The following is a 15,174-nucleotide window of genomic DNA, read 5'->3' on the forward strand; positions in this document are numbered from 1 at the left end:
GCGCTTCAGGCGACGGCGCGGCACAACCGCTCAGGAGGACGAGGGCGGTGGCCAGCCACCACCCCCATCGGCGTGCGCGAATCAGAACGCCCAGCCCAGGCGCACGGAGGCGACCTGGTCACGCAGACCCTTGCGCAGGTGCACGTCGTAGCGCGCGGTGAGTTCCATGCTCTCCGTGGCGCGGTAACGGACACCCACACCCAGGTCGGCCAACGTGCGCGATTTCGGCAGACCGTCCGTGGTGAACGCCACGCCGCCGCCACTGAACCGGGCGGTGACGGCGCTGCGCTGATCGTTGAGGTCGTAACCGACGGCGGCACGGGCGAGCCACTGCGTGCGCGCATTGATATCGCCCTGCACATGCGCGCCCACCTTCAGGATGAGCTCGCGTGCCTTCTGTTCGTTGACCAGGAGGTTCAGCGCGCCTGCGCCGTCTTCGCTGTACGCGTCGCTCTTGAACTGCCGCCAGTCCAGCGCCACCAGGGGTTTGACCTTCAGCTGCTTGACGTCATACGCCTTGCTCAGGGTCACGCCCATGTGCCAGGTATCGCCGTCGTACCTGGCCTGTGCCGTGCGGCCGATGAAGCCCATCACCCGACGCGAGTCGAAACGGCTGCGCGTGTAGTCGCCCTGCCAGTCCAGCTGCCAGCCTGCGTCGTTGAGCACCTGCCGGCCATAGGCGATCAGCTGCACGCTCTCGATGTTGTTGCGGTGGCTGACGGCGAAATCACGTCCATCGACCGTGCTGTCCAGGTAGCCCAGACCGAAGCCGAGGGTGGAGCGCGCGCTCAGGTCGCTTTGCACACCACCCACGAGGCCGTAGGTGCCCATCTTGTACCCGCTGACGCCATCCACCGCGTCCTGATCGACACGGTTGCCCAGCGGCTTGACCCAGAAGCGCTTGCCGCTGGCGTCGGAACCACCCGACTGGCCCGCCTCGGCCAGTTGCTGCTCGATGGCCGTGCCGGTCGCGGCGCCATGGACCAGAGCCGCGAAACCCGCGTTGCCGTGCAGGGACGGCATGACCTGGCCGACCGCGGCCGCCACGCGCTGGTTGGTCGGCAGCGCGCCGAGCGCGGTGACCACCGCATCCCAGTCCGTTCCGGTGGTGCCGCCCTGGATGTACCCGTCGAGCACATGCGCCGCAGGCAAGCCAGCGTTCAAGCCGCTGCCGGTGACCGCAGAAATGATGGCGCCAGGGGACGACGGCGGTGTCGTCGGAGGCGTGGTGGGCGGCGTTGTCGGGGGCGTGGTCGGAGGGGTCGTCGGAGGCGTGACCACCGCGACCACCTGGATGTCGACCGCATTGCCGTTGGTGGCCGAAAGGAAGTCGAACAGCGCGCTGTTGTCGGTCACATTGCCGGTGGTGGCATTGTTCGTCAGGGTGCCGGTGGCGGACACCACGCCGGCCAGCGATTGGCCGTTGGCCAGCGAGTTGGTCGTGTTCACGTCCACGAAAAAGGTGGCGCTGGACGACAGTTCCGCATCGCCCTGCACGGCCACACGGCCATAGCTGCTGGAGCTGCTGGCACCGAGGCGCACGGCGCCGCTTTGCGCGTAGTTGCCAACGATGTTGGCCACCACGCCTTCACCCACCCGCAGGGTGCCTGCGTTGTTGAACGCGTTGGTTGCCGCATCGTTCGCGGTCAGGGTATGGGTGGAGCTGCCCACGCGCAGCGTGGCGCCGCTGTTCACGGCGTAGGTGGCCGCGCTGAAGGTGTTCTCGGTGGTGAAGTCCGCACCACTGAGCAGATTGACCGAACCACCCGTATTGGTCACCGCGCCCGAGATCCGCGCCACTGTGCCCGTCAGGTTGATCGTCGTGTTGCTGGTGCTCACGCTGCCCAGCAGTTGCCCGCTGTTGTTGATCGTGCTGATGATGCCGGTGTTGACGATGGCACCGCCTGGTCCGCTGATGACACCCTGGTTGTTGATCGTCTGGAAAAAGCTGTAGTTCTCGATGCCATGGCCTGAAGAGACGCCTCCGACAAAACCGTCGTTGTTCATCTCGATCACGGTCTGGTAATTCAGGATGCCGCCCTCGACATCGCCCGAGATCTCCCCGGTGCTCGAGTTGTTCAGCAGGGTGATGATCCCCGAGTTCACGATGCCGAAGTTGATGCCGCGCATGCCGCCCCGGTTGTCGACCAGGCCGATCTCACCGTAGTTGCGCAGGCCGTTGAAGGTGGTGCCGTACAGCTCGCCATGGTTCACCACCTGGATGTTCACGGGTGGCGTGGCACCCGCCGTGGGGACGCCGACCTGGATGGCGTTGGTGAAACCCGTGATGCTGCCTGTGCTGGTCACGGTGATGTGGTCGTTGTCGATCAGTTCGCACATCGTGGTGCGCGTGTCCGAGACCGAGAAGGTGCCGGTCTCGGGGCACGATCCGCCCGCACCCAGCGCGGGCCCGGTGCCGGCCAGCGCCGGGCCGGCTGAGCCGATCACGGCCAGGGCCACCACCGCGGCACGAGCCCCTCGGACGCTGGAGCGGGAAGACCCACCGCGCCGTTGACGTGCGGTCTCGGGAACGACCTGGGTCTGGTGGGTGGAGGCAATGCGGACGATCGAATAGATGTGGTTCATGTCTGTACTGGCTACAAAGGGCACCTGCGTCGCACGGGGCGGGTCTGCCCTCGTGCGGTGAAAAACGGATGCGCCAGGAACCAGCGACCAGCGATCGCCCGCCCTCCCTCATCTGGAAAAACGAAGTCTTGTGCACCCACGCCGCCGACACAGGCTCTGCATCCCAAACCAAGGACCTCATCGGCACCTTCGTCCGGTCACCCTTCGGCGTACGTCGGCGCGAAGGATACGTCACAACTTCTTACATTCATCAAAAACAAGAGCAACTAACTCCTGTTTCTGTGCACTTTGACACCCCTGCCCGGCTTGCCGGCACGTTCGGCCGATGTCAGCCCAGTGCGAGACGGCGCACCAGCTCGGTGGTGGCGGCGCTCTGGTTCATGGTGTAAAAGTGCAGGCCCGGCACCCCGCCAGCGCGCAGCCGATCGCACAGGTCGGCCACCACGTCCAGGCCGAAGGACTTGATGGAGGCGGTGTCGTCTCCGAAGGCCTGCAGCCGCATGCGGATCCAGCGCGGAATCTCGGCGCCGCAGGCGTCCGAGAAGCGCATCAGCTGCGTGGAGCTCGTGATGGGCATGATGCCCGGCACCACCGGCACGTCCACCCCCTTGCGCCCCAGATCGTCCACATAGCGGAAATAGGCGTCGCTGTTGAAGAAGTACTGCGTGATCCCGGCGTCTGCACCGGCCTTCACCTTCGCCACGAACGCATCGAGATCGGCCTCGGGCGACTTCGCCTGCGGATGGGTCTCGGGGTAGGCCGCCACCTCGAGGTGGAAGCGGTCGCCGGTCTCCTCGCGGATGAAGCTCACCAGGTCGCTGGCGTAACGGAACTCGCCACCCAGGCCATAGCCACTGGGCAGATCGCCACGCAGCGCGACGATGCGGCGGATGCCCGCTGCGGCATAGGCCGCCAGCCGCTGGCGGATGCTCTCGCGCGACTGGCCGATGCAGCTCAGGTGCGGAGCGGCCGCACAGCCCTCGCCCATGATCTCGGTGACGGCCTGCAGCGTGCCGTCCTGCGTCGAACCGCCCGCACCGAAGGTCACCGAGCAGAACTCGGGCTTGAGCGCATACAGCTGCTGCCGGACGGCGCGCAGTTTGACCGCGCCCTCGGGCGTCTTGGTCGGGAAAAATTCCAGGCTGATCGGAAGACCCATGGTCTTGTCCTTCCTCATTGGCTCGCACACACAAAAAACTCGCGGTTGCCGTCACCTCCGGTGATCGGGCTCTCCAGGTAGTCGCGCAGCCGAAGGCCGTTGTCGCGGCACGCCTGCTCCATCCGCTCGCGCACCACGGCGTAGCTGGCCGTGTCCTTCACCAGCCCGCCTTTGCCGATGTCGGCCGGCTGCAGCTCGAACTGCGGCTTCACCAGCATCAGCAGGTGCGCGTCCGGCGCCAGCAGCGGCACCACGGCTGGCCACACCAGCGTCTGCGAGATGAACGACAGATCGCCGACGATCAGGCCGAACGGCGGTGCACCGCCGGCGGCCCGCAACACCTCGGCCGACAACTCGCGCGCGTTGCACTTCTCGATGCACACCACACGCGCATCGGCCTTGAGCCGGGGATGCAGTTGCCCCTGCCCCACGTCCACGCCCACCACCTGCGCCGCACCCTGCTGCAACAGGCAGTCGGTGAAACCGCCGCTGCTCTGCCCCACATCGAGACAGCGCAGACCGTTGACGTTCAAACCCGTGTGCCGCAGGGCACCTTCGAGCTTGAGGCCACCGCGCGAGACGTAACGCGTCTCCGCCGTGTCCAGCAAACGAAGCTCGACCGCATCTCGCAGCTCCTCACCGTTCTTGGTGACAGCCTTCCAGTCGCCACCCGCCTCACGCCATTGCACGCCCGCGGCAATCAGCCGCTGGGCCTGCGAACGGGAAGCCGCGAGGCCGCGTTCGACGAGAAGTTGATCAGCACGCATGTTGGAGCGCCCACACGCCTAGCCCGGAGATGCCGCGGAACCGGCTTTGCCGGGCCGCCAGCATCACCCCCTTGAGGGGGTCGCGCGAAGCGCGGCGGGGGTGATTTCAATACCGGTAGGTATCGGGTTTGTAGGGGCCCTGCACCGGCACGCCGATGTAGGCAGCCTGCTCCTTCGTGAGCTTGGTCAGCTGAGCGCCCAGCTTGGACAGCTGCAGGCGAGCGACCTTCTCGTCCAGGTGCTTGGGCAACACGTAGACCTGGCCCACCTTGTAAGCGCTGGGCTTGGTGAACAGTTCGATCTGCGCAATGGTCTGGTTCGCGAACGAGGACGACATCACGTAGCTCGGATGACCCGTGCCGCAGCCCAGGTTCACCAGCCGGCCCTTGGCCAGCAGGATGATGCGCTTGGCCGGCTTCTTGCCCTGCCTGGGGAAGATCACGTGATCGACCTGCGGCTTGATCTCTTCCCACTGGCAGTTCTTCTCCAGCGAGGCGACGTCGATCTCGTTGTCGAAATGGCCGATGTTGCAGACGATGGCCTGGTCCTTCATGGCCTCCATGTGCTCGTAACGGATCACGTCCTTGTTGCCGGTGGTCGTCACGAAGATGTCGGCCTTGTCGGCGGCGTACTCCATGGTCACCACGCGGTAGCCTTCCATCGCGGCCTGCAGCGCATTGATGGGGTCGATCTCGGTCACCCACACCTGCGCGCTCAGGGCCCGCAGCGCCTGGGCCGAGCCCTTGCCCACATCACCGTAGCCAGCGACCACGGCCACCTTGCCGGCGATCATGACGTCGGTGGCGCGCTTGATGCCATCCACCAGCGATTCACGGCAACCGTACAGGTTGTCGAACTTGCTCTTGGTCACCGAGTCGTTGACGTTGATGGCGCGCATCTGCAGCGTGCCCTTGGCCGACATCTCGTTGAGGCGGTGCACCCCGGTGGTGGTCTCTTCGGTCACGCCGATGATGTTCTTCAGGCGGCGGCTGTACCAGGTCGGATCCTGCTTGAGCTTGGCCTTGATGGCCGCGTGGATGATCTTCTCTTCTTCGCTCTTGGCCTTGCCCAGCGCCTTGATGTCCTTCTCGGCCGCGGCACCCAGGTGCATCAGCAGCGTGGCATCACCACCGTCGTCCAGGATCATGTTCGGGCCTTCGGTCTTGCTGCCCTTGGGGCCGAACTCGAAGATGCGGTGGGTGTAGTCCCAGTAGTCCTCCAGCGACTCGCCCTTGATCGCGAACACCGGCGTGCCATTGGCCGCGATGGCGGCGGCGGCGTGGTCCTGCGTGGAGAAGATGTTGCACGAGGCCCAGCGCACATCGGCACCCAGCGCCTGCAGGGTCTCGATCAGCACGGCGGTCTGGATCGTCATGTGCAGCGAGCCGGTGATGCGTGCGCCCTTGAGAGGTTGCGATTTTGCGAACTCGTCGCGGATGGCCATCAGGCCGGGCATCTCGGTCTCGGCGACGCGGATTTCCTTGCGGCCCCAGTCGGCCAGGGAGATGTCGGCGATCGCGCTGTCGGCGGCGACCGGGTTGTTCAGACGTGCATTCATGGTGGTTCGCTCCGGAAAGGATGGACAAACCACATCTCGCACAGATTGAGAAAGGACTCATCGCACGGGATGTGGATGAGCGTCGTTGCAGGGATGGTCCGAGCCTCACGCCCCGCTGCTGGCCTCGCCAGTGGGGGCGCTGCAACGCTCCTCGGATCGCGGGATTCTACCGCAGCAGCCCCGATTTGCCCCCTGCCGAACGTCGCCGGTGGCACCCTGCGGCGCGGAAGGCCTGTGCGACACTGCCCGCCTTCCATGACGAACAAGACCCCCCTCGCCCTCTGGCCCGCCCCGGCCCGCGCCCGCATCCACGGCGTGCTGACGGACATCGACGACACCCTCACCACCGAGGGCGCGATCACGCCCGATGCACTGGACGCGCTGCACCGCCTGCGCGCCGCCGGTCTGCCAGTGTTCGCCATCACCGGCCGGCCGGCCGGCTGGAGCGAGGCCTTCGCGCTGGCCTGGCCGGTGGACGCGATCGTGGCGGAGAACGGCGCCGTGGCGCTCTGGCGCGGTGACGCCGGCGAGTTGCGCCGCGACTACCTGCAGGACGCTGCCACGCGCCACGCCAACTTCGAGAAGCTGCATGCCACTGCACAACGTGTGCTGGCCGAGATGCCGCAGGCCCGTCTGGCCACCGACAGCCCCGGGCGGGAGACCGACATCGCGATCGACCACAGCGAGTTCGCGCACCTGGGCGAGGCCGACATCGCGCGCGTCGTGCAGATCATGAAAGGCCAGGGGCTGAATGCCACGGTGAGTTCGATCCACATCAATGGCTGGATCGGCGACCACGACAAGCTCGCCGGTGCGCGCTGGATCGTGCGCTCGCGGCTGGGCCGTGTGCTCGACGACGAGCTCGACCGCTGGGTCTATGTCGGCGATTCGACCAACGACGCGCGCATGTTCGCCCACTTCCCGCACAGCGTGGGCGTGGCCAACATCGAACGCTTCTGGCGGGCGCTCGCACACCATCCCCGCTACGTCGCCACGGGCGAGCGCGGCGCCGGGTTCACCGAAGTGGTCGATGCGGTGCTGGACGCGCGGATCACCCCATGAGCGAGCACCCGCTACGACCTGACCACACCGGCGCCCTCGCCGCCAACCCACCCGGGAAAGCGCGGCTGGGCCTGATCGCGATCTTCGGCTCCACCTTCTTCGAACTGGTGGGCTACTTCATGCTCACGCCCCTGTTGCTGCTGCGGCTCAAAGGCGGCGGTGAGTCCACCGCGCTGGCAGGCCTGTTCGCGGCCAGCGGCTGGCTGGGCGTGTTCCTCATGACGCCGTTCGCCTCTGCCATCACACAGCGGCTGGGCCGTCGGCCCACGCTGTGGCTGGCCGCGCTGATCCCGGTGATCGCCACCGCCGGCTTCGCGTTCACGCCCGTGCTCTGGCTGTGGTTCGTGTTCAAGATCGCCGCCGGCATGGCCTCGGGCTTGCGCTGGGTGCTGGCCGAGGCTGTGGTGGCCGAGTTCTCGCCGCCGGGCCAGCGTGGGCGCTACGTCGGCATCTTCGAAACCATGGTCGGCATCACCTTCGTGGTGGGACCGCTCATGCTGGCCTGGGTGGGCGCGGACAGCGACCGTGCCTTGTGGATCGCGCTGGGCTTCATGGCCATCGGCCTGGCCTGGAGCCTGCTCATTCCACGCCTGCCCGACGCGGCGGATGCGCACAGTGCAAAGGTCGGCCTGTCGGGCGTGTGGCACGCGCTGCTGGCCCACCCGCTGATCATGACGGTCGGTTTCGTGGGCGGCTTCTTCGAGAGCGGCCTCACCTCCATCCTGCCGCTGTACGGTCTGGCGCTCGGCCTGGGCGCCACGGTCGCGGCCCTGCTGGTGTCGGCCAGTGGGCTGGGCAGCGCACTCATGATGCTGCCCGCCGGTGTGCTGGCCGACCACATGGCGCACCACCCCGGCCAGCGCTGGGGCGACGGCCGCACCGTGCGGCTGCGCATTCTGCGGGCCTGCGCCCTCATCACGCTGCTGGCCACGCTGGTCATCCCCTTCGTCGCGGGCACACCGTGGCTGGCCGCGCCGGTGGCGTTCCTGTGGGGTGGTGCGGGCGGCTGTCTGTACACGCTGGCGATGATCGACATCGGCTCGCGCGAGGAAGGCATCACGCTGGTCAACAGCACGGCGGTGCTGGTGCTGTCTTACACGCTGGGCGGTGTGCTCGCCCCCGCGCTGGGTGGTGCCGCGCTGCAATGGGCGCCCACGCTGGGTTTTCCCGCGTTGCTGATCGCGGTGGCCGGCCTGGGCTGGTGGCTGTTGAGACGGGCAGATTCGCCCCAAACTGAAGGAACCCTGCGGGTCTGAACGGCTCCCACCCGGGCCACGGTTTAGTCTCACAAGCGAAAGGATCATTCCCATGGCCATTCCCTGGATGGTTGCCCTGAAAGTGATCCCCTGGGGCGACGTGATCGAACACGCGCCCAAGGTGCTCAATGCCGCGCGCAAGCTGATGGACCGCCAGAAGGCGCCGACCGGCGGCACGGTCACGCCAGCGCCGCTCGACATGGGCGAAGCCCCGCCCACGCTGGGCGAACTGAAAAACCGCCTGATCGAAGCCCGCCAGCTGATCGATCAGCAGGCCGCCACACAGGAGCAGATGGCCCAGACCCTGGCCGAGCTTGCCGAGCAGAACGCACGGCTGGTGGGCGCGGTCGACCTGCTGCGCAAGCGCACGCGTGTCCTCATGGTGGCGATTGCCGCCCTGGTGGTCAGCGTGGTCTGGCTGTTCGCACGCTGATCAATCCCCGCCGCGCTCGGCCTGCAGCGTCGCGTCGCAACCCACGCCCGCCGCGATCCAGCGGTGCGCCAGCCGCCGCAGCACCGGGGCCGCCCAGCGCCAGCGCGGGCCCAGCACGCCCCTCGCATCGGTGATCGCCCCGCAGCGGTAGACCGACAGCCCATCGTCCCAGCGCAGCGCCTCGCAGGCACCCATCCGCTTGCGCGAGATCACCCGGCCCAGGGGGCAGGGCTCGGCCAGGCAGCACACCCCGCATCCGTTGCACGGCGCCCCGAACGCGGGCTTGGCCGGTGCCTCGGCGTGGATGTGGATGACCTGGCCGCCGTCCATCACACCCGGTTCAGCACCGGCGCCAGCACGCGGCCGGTGTGCGTGCCCAGCCGCACCACTTCGTCGGGCGGCGCGGCGGCCACGATGCGACCACCGCCGTTGCCGCCCTCGGGGCCGAGGTCGATGATCCAGTCGGCCTCGGCCATCACATCCAGATCGTGCTCGATCACCACCACGCTGTGGCCACCGTCCACCAGGCGGTGCAGCACGCGGATGAGCTTTTCCACGTCGGCCATGTGCAGGCCCACCGTGGGTTCGTCGAGCACGTAGAGCGTGTGCGGCGCCTTCTGCCCGCGGCGGGTGACGTCGTCGCGCACCTTGCTGAGTTCGGTCACCAGCTTGATGCGCTGCGCCTCGCCACCGGAGAGCGTCGGGCTGGGCTGGCCCAGCGTGAGATAGCCCAGCCCCACGTCCTTCAGCAGTTGCAGCGGGTGGCTGATGCTGGGCATGCTGGCGAAGAAGTTCACCGCTTCGTCCACTTCCATCTGCAGCACGTCGCCGATGCTCTTGCCTTTCCAGGTCACGGCCAGCGTCTCGGGGTTGAAGCGCGCACCGTGGCAGACCTCGCAAGGCACCTTCACATCGGGCAGGAAGCTCATCTCGATGGTGCGCATGCCCTGACCTTCGCACCCCGGGCAGCGGCCTTCACCGGTGTTGAAGCTGAAGCGGCCCGGGCCGTAGCCGCGCGCCTTGGCTTCCAGCGTGTCCGCGAACAGCTTGCGCACCGTGTCCCAGAAACCGATGTAGGTGGCCGGGCAGCTGCGCGGGGTCTTGCCGATGGGCGTCTGGTCGACTTCGAGCACGCGGTCCACCACCTCGGTGCCCAGCAGCTTCTCGCAGCCGGCCCAGGACGGGCGCTGGCCCTTGTCCCAGGCGGTGCGGCCGGCCTGCGTGCTGCGCATGGTGACAGCGGCAGCCGCATTGGTCAGCAGCACGTCGCGAGCGAGTGTGGACTTGCCCGAGCCGGACACGCCTGTGATCACCACCAGCCGTTGCAGCGGCACGGCCGCATCGAGGTTGTCCAGGTTGTGCAGGTTCGCGCCACGCACCTGCAGCCAGGGCGATGCGTCCATCGGAGGAATGCTGCGCCGCGCCTGCAGCGGGTGCCTCATGGCGTGCAGCAGGTAGCGGCCCGTGACGGAATCGGCGTTCGCCGAAAGGTCGCTCACCGAACCCTGGGCCACCACGCGGCCACCGCGCTTGCCGGCGCTCGGCCCGATGTCGATGATGTGGTCGGCGCGGCGGATGGTGTCCTCGTCGTGCTCCACGACCACCAGCGTGTTGCCCTGCTCACCCAGCTTGTGCAGGGCGTTGAGCAGGATGGCGTTGTCGCGCGCATGCAGGCCGATGGTGGGCTCGTCGAGCACGTAGCACACGCCCTGCAGGTTGCTGCCGAGCTGCGCGGCCAGGCGGATGCGCTGCGCCTCGCCCCCACTCAGCGTGGGCGCGCCACGGTCGAGCGTGAGGTAGTTCAGGCCCACCTCCTCCAGGAAGGCGAGCCGGCTCTCGATCTCGGGCAGCAGGTCGCGTGCGATGTCGGCCTCGCGCGCGCTGAGAACGGGTACCTCGCCAGCGAAGCGTTCCGCCGCCGGGCCGCCCCAAGGCGGAACAGCCCCCCCGGGGGGCAGCGACCCGCGCAGCGGTGGAGTGTGGGGGCCGATCAGGCCTTGCACCCAGGCACGAACCTCCCGGACGGACAGGCACGCCACGTCGGTGATGCCCACGCCCGCGAAGCGCACCGCGCGCGCCTGCGGGTTCAGACGCGTTCCCGCGCAGGTGGGGCAGGCTTCGTCCGCCAGGTCGTCCACCTCGGGCTCGGCGAAGCTCTGCTCGCGGCCCTTCTCCTTGTCGTCGCGCACCGAATCGTCGAGCGCCTTGCGCTGGTCCTTCGACAGCTTCACGCCGGTCCCCACGCAATCGGGGCACCAGCCGTGCTTGCTGTTGTATGAGAACAGGCGCGGGTCCAGCTCGGGGTAGCTGGTGGCGCACACCGGGCAGGCGCGCGTGGTGGAGAACACCTCCAGCGTGCCCAGGTCGCGCGTGGACGCGCCCTCGGCCAGCGCCTGCGCCAGGCCGTCGAGCGGCGTGAGCACGTGCACCACGCCCTTGCCGATCTCCAGCGCCTTGTTCAGCTCGCGGCGCAGCGCGGCCTCGTCGTTGGCGTTCACCACGAAATCGGCCACCGGGAGTTCGATGGTGTGTTCCTTGAAGCGGTCGATGCGCGGGAAACCGGTGGTGGGCAGGAACTCGCCGTCCACCCGCAGGTGGGTGTGGCCGCGCGGGCGCGCCCAGTCGGCCAGTTCGGTGTAAACGCCCTTGCGGTTGACCACCAGCGGCGCGAGCAGGCCGATGTGCCGGCCCTTGTAGCGCGCCAGGATGGCCGCGGCAATGCTGTCGGCGCTCTGCGGCATCACGGCCGCGCCGTCGTGCACGCAGTGCTGCGTGCCCAGCTTCACATACAGCAGGCGCAGGAAGTGCCACACCTCGGTGGTGGTGCCCACCGTGGACTTGCGGCCGCCGCGCGAGAGGCGCTGTTCGATCGCCACGGTCGGCGGAATGCCATAGACCGCATCCACCTCGGGCCGGCCCGCTGGTTGCACGATGCTGCGCGCGTAGGCGTTGAGGCTTTCCAGGTAGCGCCGCTGGCCTTCGTTGAACAGGATGTCGAACGCCAGCGTGGACTTGCCCGAGCCGCTCACCCCCGAGATCACGTTGAACTTGCCGCGCGGGATGTCCACGCTGAGCTGTTTGAGGTTGTGCTCCTTGGCGTTGACGATGCGGATGGCGTTGCCGCCCTGGGCACGGGCACGTGGCGCGCGCAGACGCCCCGGGATCGCCTCTTTCACCTCGTGCACCTCGCCCATGGCCAGCGCGTAGTCGCGCAGCGCCTTCGCGGTGTGGCTGCTGGCGTGCTCGCGCACCGTCTCGGGCGGGCCTTCGGCCACGATCAGGCCCCCGGCGTCGCCGCCCTCGGGACCGAGGTCGATCAGCCAGTCGGCCGCACGGATCACGTCCAGGTTGTGCTCGATCACCACCAGCGAATGGCCGGCATCGAGCAGCTTGCGCAGGCTGCGCATGAGCTTGGCGATGTCGTCGAAATGCAGGCCGGTGGTCGGCTCGTCGAACAGGAACAGCGTGCCCTTGCGTGCCACGGCCTGGCGGCTGGCGCTGCTGTTCTTCGAGGCCTCGGCCAGGAAGCCCGCGAGCTTGAGGCGCTGCGCCTCGCCGCCCGAGAGCGTGGGCACGGGCTGGCCGAGCTTCACGTACTCCAGCCCCACGTCGACGATGGGCTGCAGCACGCGGATCACCTCGCGGTCGCCCGCGAAGAGGGTGGCGGCTTCGCTCACGGTGAGTTCCAGCACATCGGCCACGTTGAGCGAACGCTCGCCGCGCCGGATCGTCACCTCCAGGATCTCGGGCCGGTAGCGCTTGCCATCGCAATCCGGGCAGCGCAGGTACACGTCGCTCAGGAACTGCATCTCCACATGCTCGAAGCCCGAACCGCCGCAGGTGGGGCAACGGCCGTCGCCGCTGTTGAAGCTGAACTTGGCGGGCGTGTAGCTGCGCTGGCGCGACAGCGGTGCCTCGGCGAACAGCGCGCGGATGGCATCCCACGCGCCGACGTAGCTCACCGGGTTGGAGCGGGCGGTCTTGCCGATCGGCGACTGGTCGACGAACACCACCTCGGACAGGTAGTCGGCACCGAGCAGGCGGTCGTGCTCGCCCGGGCTTTCGGTGGACTTGCCGAAGTGGCGCAACAGCGCGGGCGCCAGCACATCCTGGATCAGGCTGGACTTGCCGGAACCCGACACGCCGGTGACCACCACCAGGCGCTGGAGCGGGAACTCGACGGACACGTCCTTCAGGTTGTGCTCGCGCGCGCCTTCGAGGATGAGGCGCGGCGTGCTGTCGGTCACCATGCGCTTGAAGCCCATGCCGATGGTCTTGCGCGAACCGAGGTAGGCGCCGGTGAGGGTGTCGGCCGAGCGAATGGCTTCGGGCGTGCCGTCGAACACGATCTGCCCGCCGCGCTCGCCCGGGCCGGGGCCCATGTCGATCAGGCGGTCGGCCGCGAGCATCACGGCCGGGTCGTGTTCCACCACCACCAGCGTGTTGCCGGCGTCGCGCAGGCGCAGCATGGCATCGTTGATGCGCGCCATGTCGCGCGGGTGCAGGCCGATGCTGGGTTCGTCGAGCACGAACAGCGTGTTCACCAGCGAGGTCCCCAGCGCCGTCGTGAGGTTGATGCGCTGCACCTCGCCTCCGCTGAGGGTGCGGCTCTGGCGGTCCAGCGTGAGGTAGCCGATGCCGACCTCGCACAGGTAGCGGATGCGCGTGTTGATCTCTTCGAACAACAGCCGCAGCGCCTGCGCCTGGCCGGCCGCGGCCGCGTCGGTCCCCGCAGGGGCCAGCGTCTCGTCGAGCGAGGCGAAGAAGCCGCGCAGCCGGTCCAGCGGCAACAGCATCAAATCGTGCAGGCACAGGCCTGGCAGCGCCTCGAGTTGTGCGCGGCTCCATTTCACACCCTGCGGCATGTAGCGCTTTTCGGGCGCCAGCGCGGCGTCGGCCTGCGCCTTGGTGCCGATGCGCCAGAGCAGGCTGTCGGTCTTGAGGCGGGCGCCGTGGCAGCTCGGGCACTCGGTGTAGCTGCGGTACTTGGACAGCAGCACCCGGATGTGCATCTTGTAGGCCTTGCTCTCCAGGTACTCGAAGAAGCGGTCCACGCCGTACCACTGCTGGTTCCACTTGCCGTTCCACTGCGGCGAACCGGACTTCACCCAGTGCTGCTGCTCGGGCGTGAGCTTGGCCCAGGGCGTGTCGCGCGGAATGCCGGCCGCCTCGGCGTGGCGCATCAGGTCGTCCTGGCACTCCTTCCAGGCCGGCGTCTGGAACACCTTGATCGCACCGGCGCGCAGCGTGAGCTTGTCGTTCGGAATGACGAGGCCGTAGTCGACCCCAATCACACGCCCGAAGCCCCGGCAGGCCTCGCAGGCGCCCACGGCGGAGTTGAATGAGAACATCGAGGGTGTGGGCTCGCTGTAGCGGATGTCGCTCTCGGGGCAGTGCAGCCCCGTCGAGAAGCGCCAGATCTCGGACTCGCCTTCTTCCGCCAGCACGTAGACCATCAGCTTGCCGCTGCCGCGCTTGAGGCCGGCCTCGATCGCCTCCATCACACGCGCCGGCTCGGCCGTGCCGATGCGGAAGCGGTCGGCCACCACGTCGAGCACCTTCACCGATTCGATCTGGGCCCTGGCTTTCTTGCCACCCCTGGCCGGCACCGCTTCGGCTTTCGCCTCGCGCTGCACCACGCGCTCGGCCTGCACGCGCGTGTAGCCGCTGGCAGAGAGCCATTGTTCGATCTCTTCGGCCGTGGTGCTGGCGGGCAACTCGACCGGGAAGGTGATCACGAGGCGCGGATCGCCCTGCCGTTCGGCGCGTGCCTTGAGCTCCGCAAAGATCGATTCGGGAGAATCGTGCCGCACGGGCAGCGCGGTGTCGCGGTCGAACAGGTCGGCACCGCGCGCGTACAGCAGCTTCAGGTGGTCGTTGAGCTCCGTCATGGTGCCCACGGTGGAACGCGACGAGCGCACCGGGTTGGTCTGGTCGATCGCGATGGCCGGCGGCACGCCTTCGACCCGGTCGACCGCGGGCTTGTCCATCCGGTCAAGAAACTGGCGGGCGTAGGCGCTGAAGGTCTCCACGTAGCGGCGCTGGCCCTCGGCGAACAGCGTGTCGAACACCAGGCTGGACTTGCCGGAACCACTGGGCCCCGTCACCACGGTGAGTTCGCCGGTGCGGATGTCCAGATCGAGGTTCTTGAGGTTGTGCTGGCGCGCTCCGCGGATGTGGATCAGCCCGGAGCCGCCTTCCGTCGGCTGGTGGTACCCATCGGGGCCGGACGCGGTTGAAATCGCGCCCGCGGGCAATTCGGCGGGCAGAAAGGCATCTGACATGCAAGGGCTCCAGAAGGGGACGCAAAGATTCTACGGAGGGGGGCGAAATGCGTCTGTTCGGTAGGTCAT

General features: G+C 67.9%; 9 protein-coding genes and 1 riboswitch. Of the genes, 3 read left to right on the forward strand and 6 right to left on the reverse strand.

The window, feature by feature from the left end:
* Window positions 1-81: 81 nt before the first annotated feature.
* From J2X09_RS05255 to ahcY, 4 genes are all read right to left on the reverse strand, one after another.
* A complete protein-coding gene (locus tag J2X09_RS05255) occupies window positions 82-2,586 on the reverse strand; it encodes an autotransporter domain-containing protein (protein ID WP_204732805.1) in 2,505 nt (834 codons plus the stop codon).
* A 328-nt stretch (window positions 2,587-2,914) separates the two neighbouring features.
* Window positions 2,915-3,745 carry a methylenetetrahydrofolate reductase [NAD(P)H] gene (gene metF / locus J2X09_RS05260; RefSeq protein ID WP_204732804.1) on the reverse strand — a complete coding sequence of 277 codons (831 nt, stop codon included), beginning with the start codon at window positions 3,743-3,745 and terminating at the stop codon, window positions 2,915-2,917.
* Window positions 3,746-3,759: 14 nt separating this feature from the next.
* Complete coding sequence (locus J2X09_RS05265; RefSeq protein ID WP_204732803.1) at window positions 3,760-4,512, reverse strand: TlyA family RNA methyltransferase; 753 nt, start codon at window positions 4,510-4,512, stop codon at window positions 3,760-3,762.
* A gap of 106 nt (window positions 4,513-4,618) precedes the next feature.
* Window positions 4,619-6,070, reverse strand: coding sequence for an adenosylhomocysteinase (gene ahcY / locus J2X09_RS05270; RefSeq protein ID WP_204732802.1), 1,452 nt, complete (start codon window positions 6,068-6,070; stop codon window positions 4,619-4,621).
* 70 nt (window positions 6,071-6,140) lie between these two features.
* Window positions 6,141-6,229, reverse strand: a riboswitch (S-adenosyl-L-homocysteine riboswitch).
* A gap of 96 nt (window positions 6,230-6,325) precedes the next feature.
* On the opposite strand from ahcY, the gene J2X09_RS05275 reads away from it, so the two are divergent.
* Genes J2X09_RS05275 through J2X09_RS05285 form a run of 3 tightly spaced genes read left to right on the forward strand, consistent with a single transcriptional unit; the run spans window position 6,326 to window position 8,821 of the window.
* Window positions 6,326-7,132, forward strand: coding sequence for an HAD-IIB family hydrolase (locus J2X09_RS05275; RefSeq protein ID WP_204732801.1), 807 nt, complete (start codon window positions 6,326-6,328; stop codon window positions 7,130-7,132).
* Window positions 7,129-8,388 (forward strand): MFS transporter, encoded by a 1,260-nt coding sequence (locus J2X09_RS05280; protein WP_204732800.1) that lies wholly within the window; start codon window positions 7,129-7,131, stop codon window positions 8,386-8,388. The genes J2X09_RS05275 and J2X09_RS05280 overlap by 4 nt, the downstream gene beginning before the upstream one ends.
* 52 nt (window positions 8,389-8,440) lie before the next feature.
* Window positions 8,441-8,821 (forward strand): hypothetical protein, encoded by a 381-nt coding sequence (locus tag J2X09_RS05285; RefSeq protein ID WP_204732799.1) that lies wholly within the window; start codon window positions 8,441-8,443, stop codon window positions 8,819-8,821.
* On the opposite strand, the gene J2X09_RS05290 is transcribed toward J2X09_RS05285, so the two are convergent.
* Window positions 8,822-9,151 carry a hypothetical protein gene (locus J2X09_RS05290; protein ID WP_204732984.1) on the reverse strand — a complete coding sequence of 110 codons (330 nt, stop codon included), beginning with the start codon at window positions 9,149-9,151 and terminating at the stop codon, window positions 8,822-8,824.
* On the reverse strand, window positions 9,151-15,105 hold the full coding sequence (gene uvrA / locus J2X09_RS05295) for an excinuclease ABC subunit UvrA (protein WP_204732798.1): 5,955 nt from the start codon (window positions 15,103-15,105) through the stop codon (window positions 9,151-9,153). Before uvrA ends, J2X09_RS05290 begins: the two co-directional genes overlap by 1 nt.
* Window positions 15,106-15,174: the final 69 nt, after the last annotated feature.

This window comes from Hydrogenophaga laconesensis (assembly GCF_031457235.1).
In the GTDB taxonomy this organism is placed as follows: domain Bacteria; phylum Pseudomonadota; class Gammaproteobacteria; order Burkholderiales; family Burkholderiaceae_C; genus Hydrogenophaga; species Hydrogenophaga laconesensis.

Excerpts from the sequence above, each read along its gene's own strand:
- J2X09_RS05255 (WP_204732805.1), bottom strand. The coding sequence starts at position 2,586 with ATGAACCACATCTATTCGATCGTCCGCATTGCCTCCACCCACCAGACC.
- metF (WP_204732804.1), bottom strand. The coding sequence starts at position 3,745 with ATGGGTCTTCCGATCAGCCTGGAATTTTTCCCGACCAAGACGCCCGAG.
- J2X09_RS05265 (WP_204732803.1), bottom strand. The coding sequence starts at position 4,512 with ATGCGTGCTGATCAACTTCTCGTCGAACGCGGCCTCGCGGCTTCCCGT.
- ahcY (WP_204732802.1), bottom strand. The coding sequence starts at position 6,070 with ATGAATGCACGTCTGAACAACCCGGTCGCCGCCGACAGCGCGATCGCC.
- J2X09_RS05275 (WP_204732801.1), top strand. The coding sequence starts at position 6,326 with ATGACGAACAAGACCCCCCTCGCCCTCTGGCCCGCCCCGGCCCGCGCC.
- J2X09_RS05280 (WP_204732800.1), top strand. The coding sequence starts at position 7,129 with ATGAGCGAGCACCCGCTACGACCTGACCACACCGGCGCCCTCGCCGCC.
- J2X09_RS05285 (WP_204732799.1), top strand. The coding sequence starts at position 8,441 with ATGGCCATTCCCTGGATGGTTGCCCTGAAAGTGATCCCCTGGGGCGAC.
- J2X09_RS05290 (WP_204732984.1), bottom strand. The coding sequence starts at position 9,151 with ATGGACGGCGGCCAGGTCATCCACATCCACGCCGAGGCACCGGCCAAG.
- uvrA (WP_204732798.1), bottom strand. The coding sequence starts at position 15,105 with ATGTCAGATGCCTTTCTGCCCGCCGAATTGCCCGCGGGCGCGATTTCA.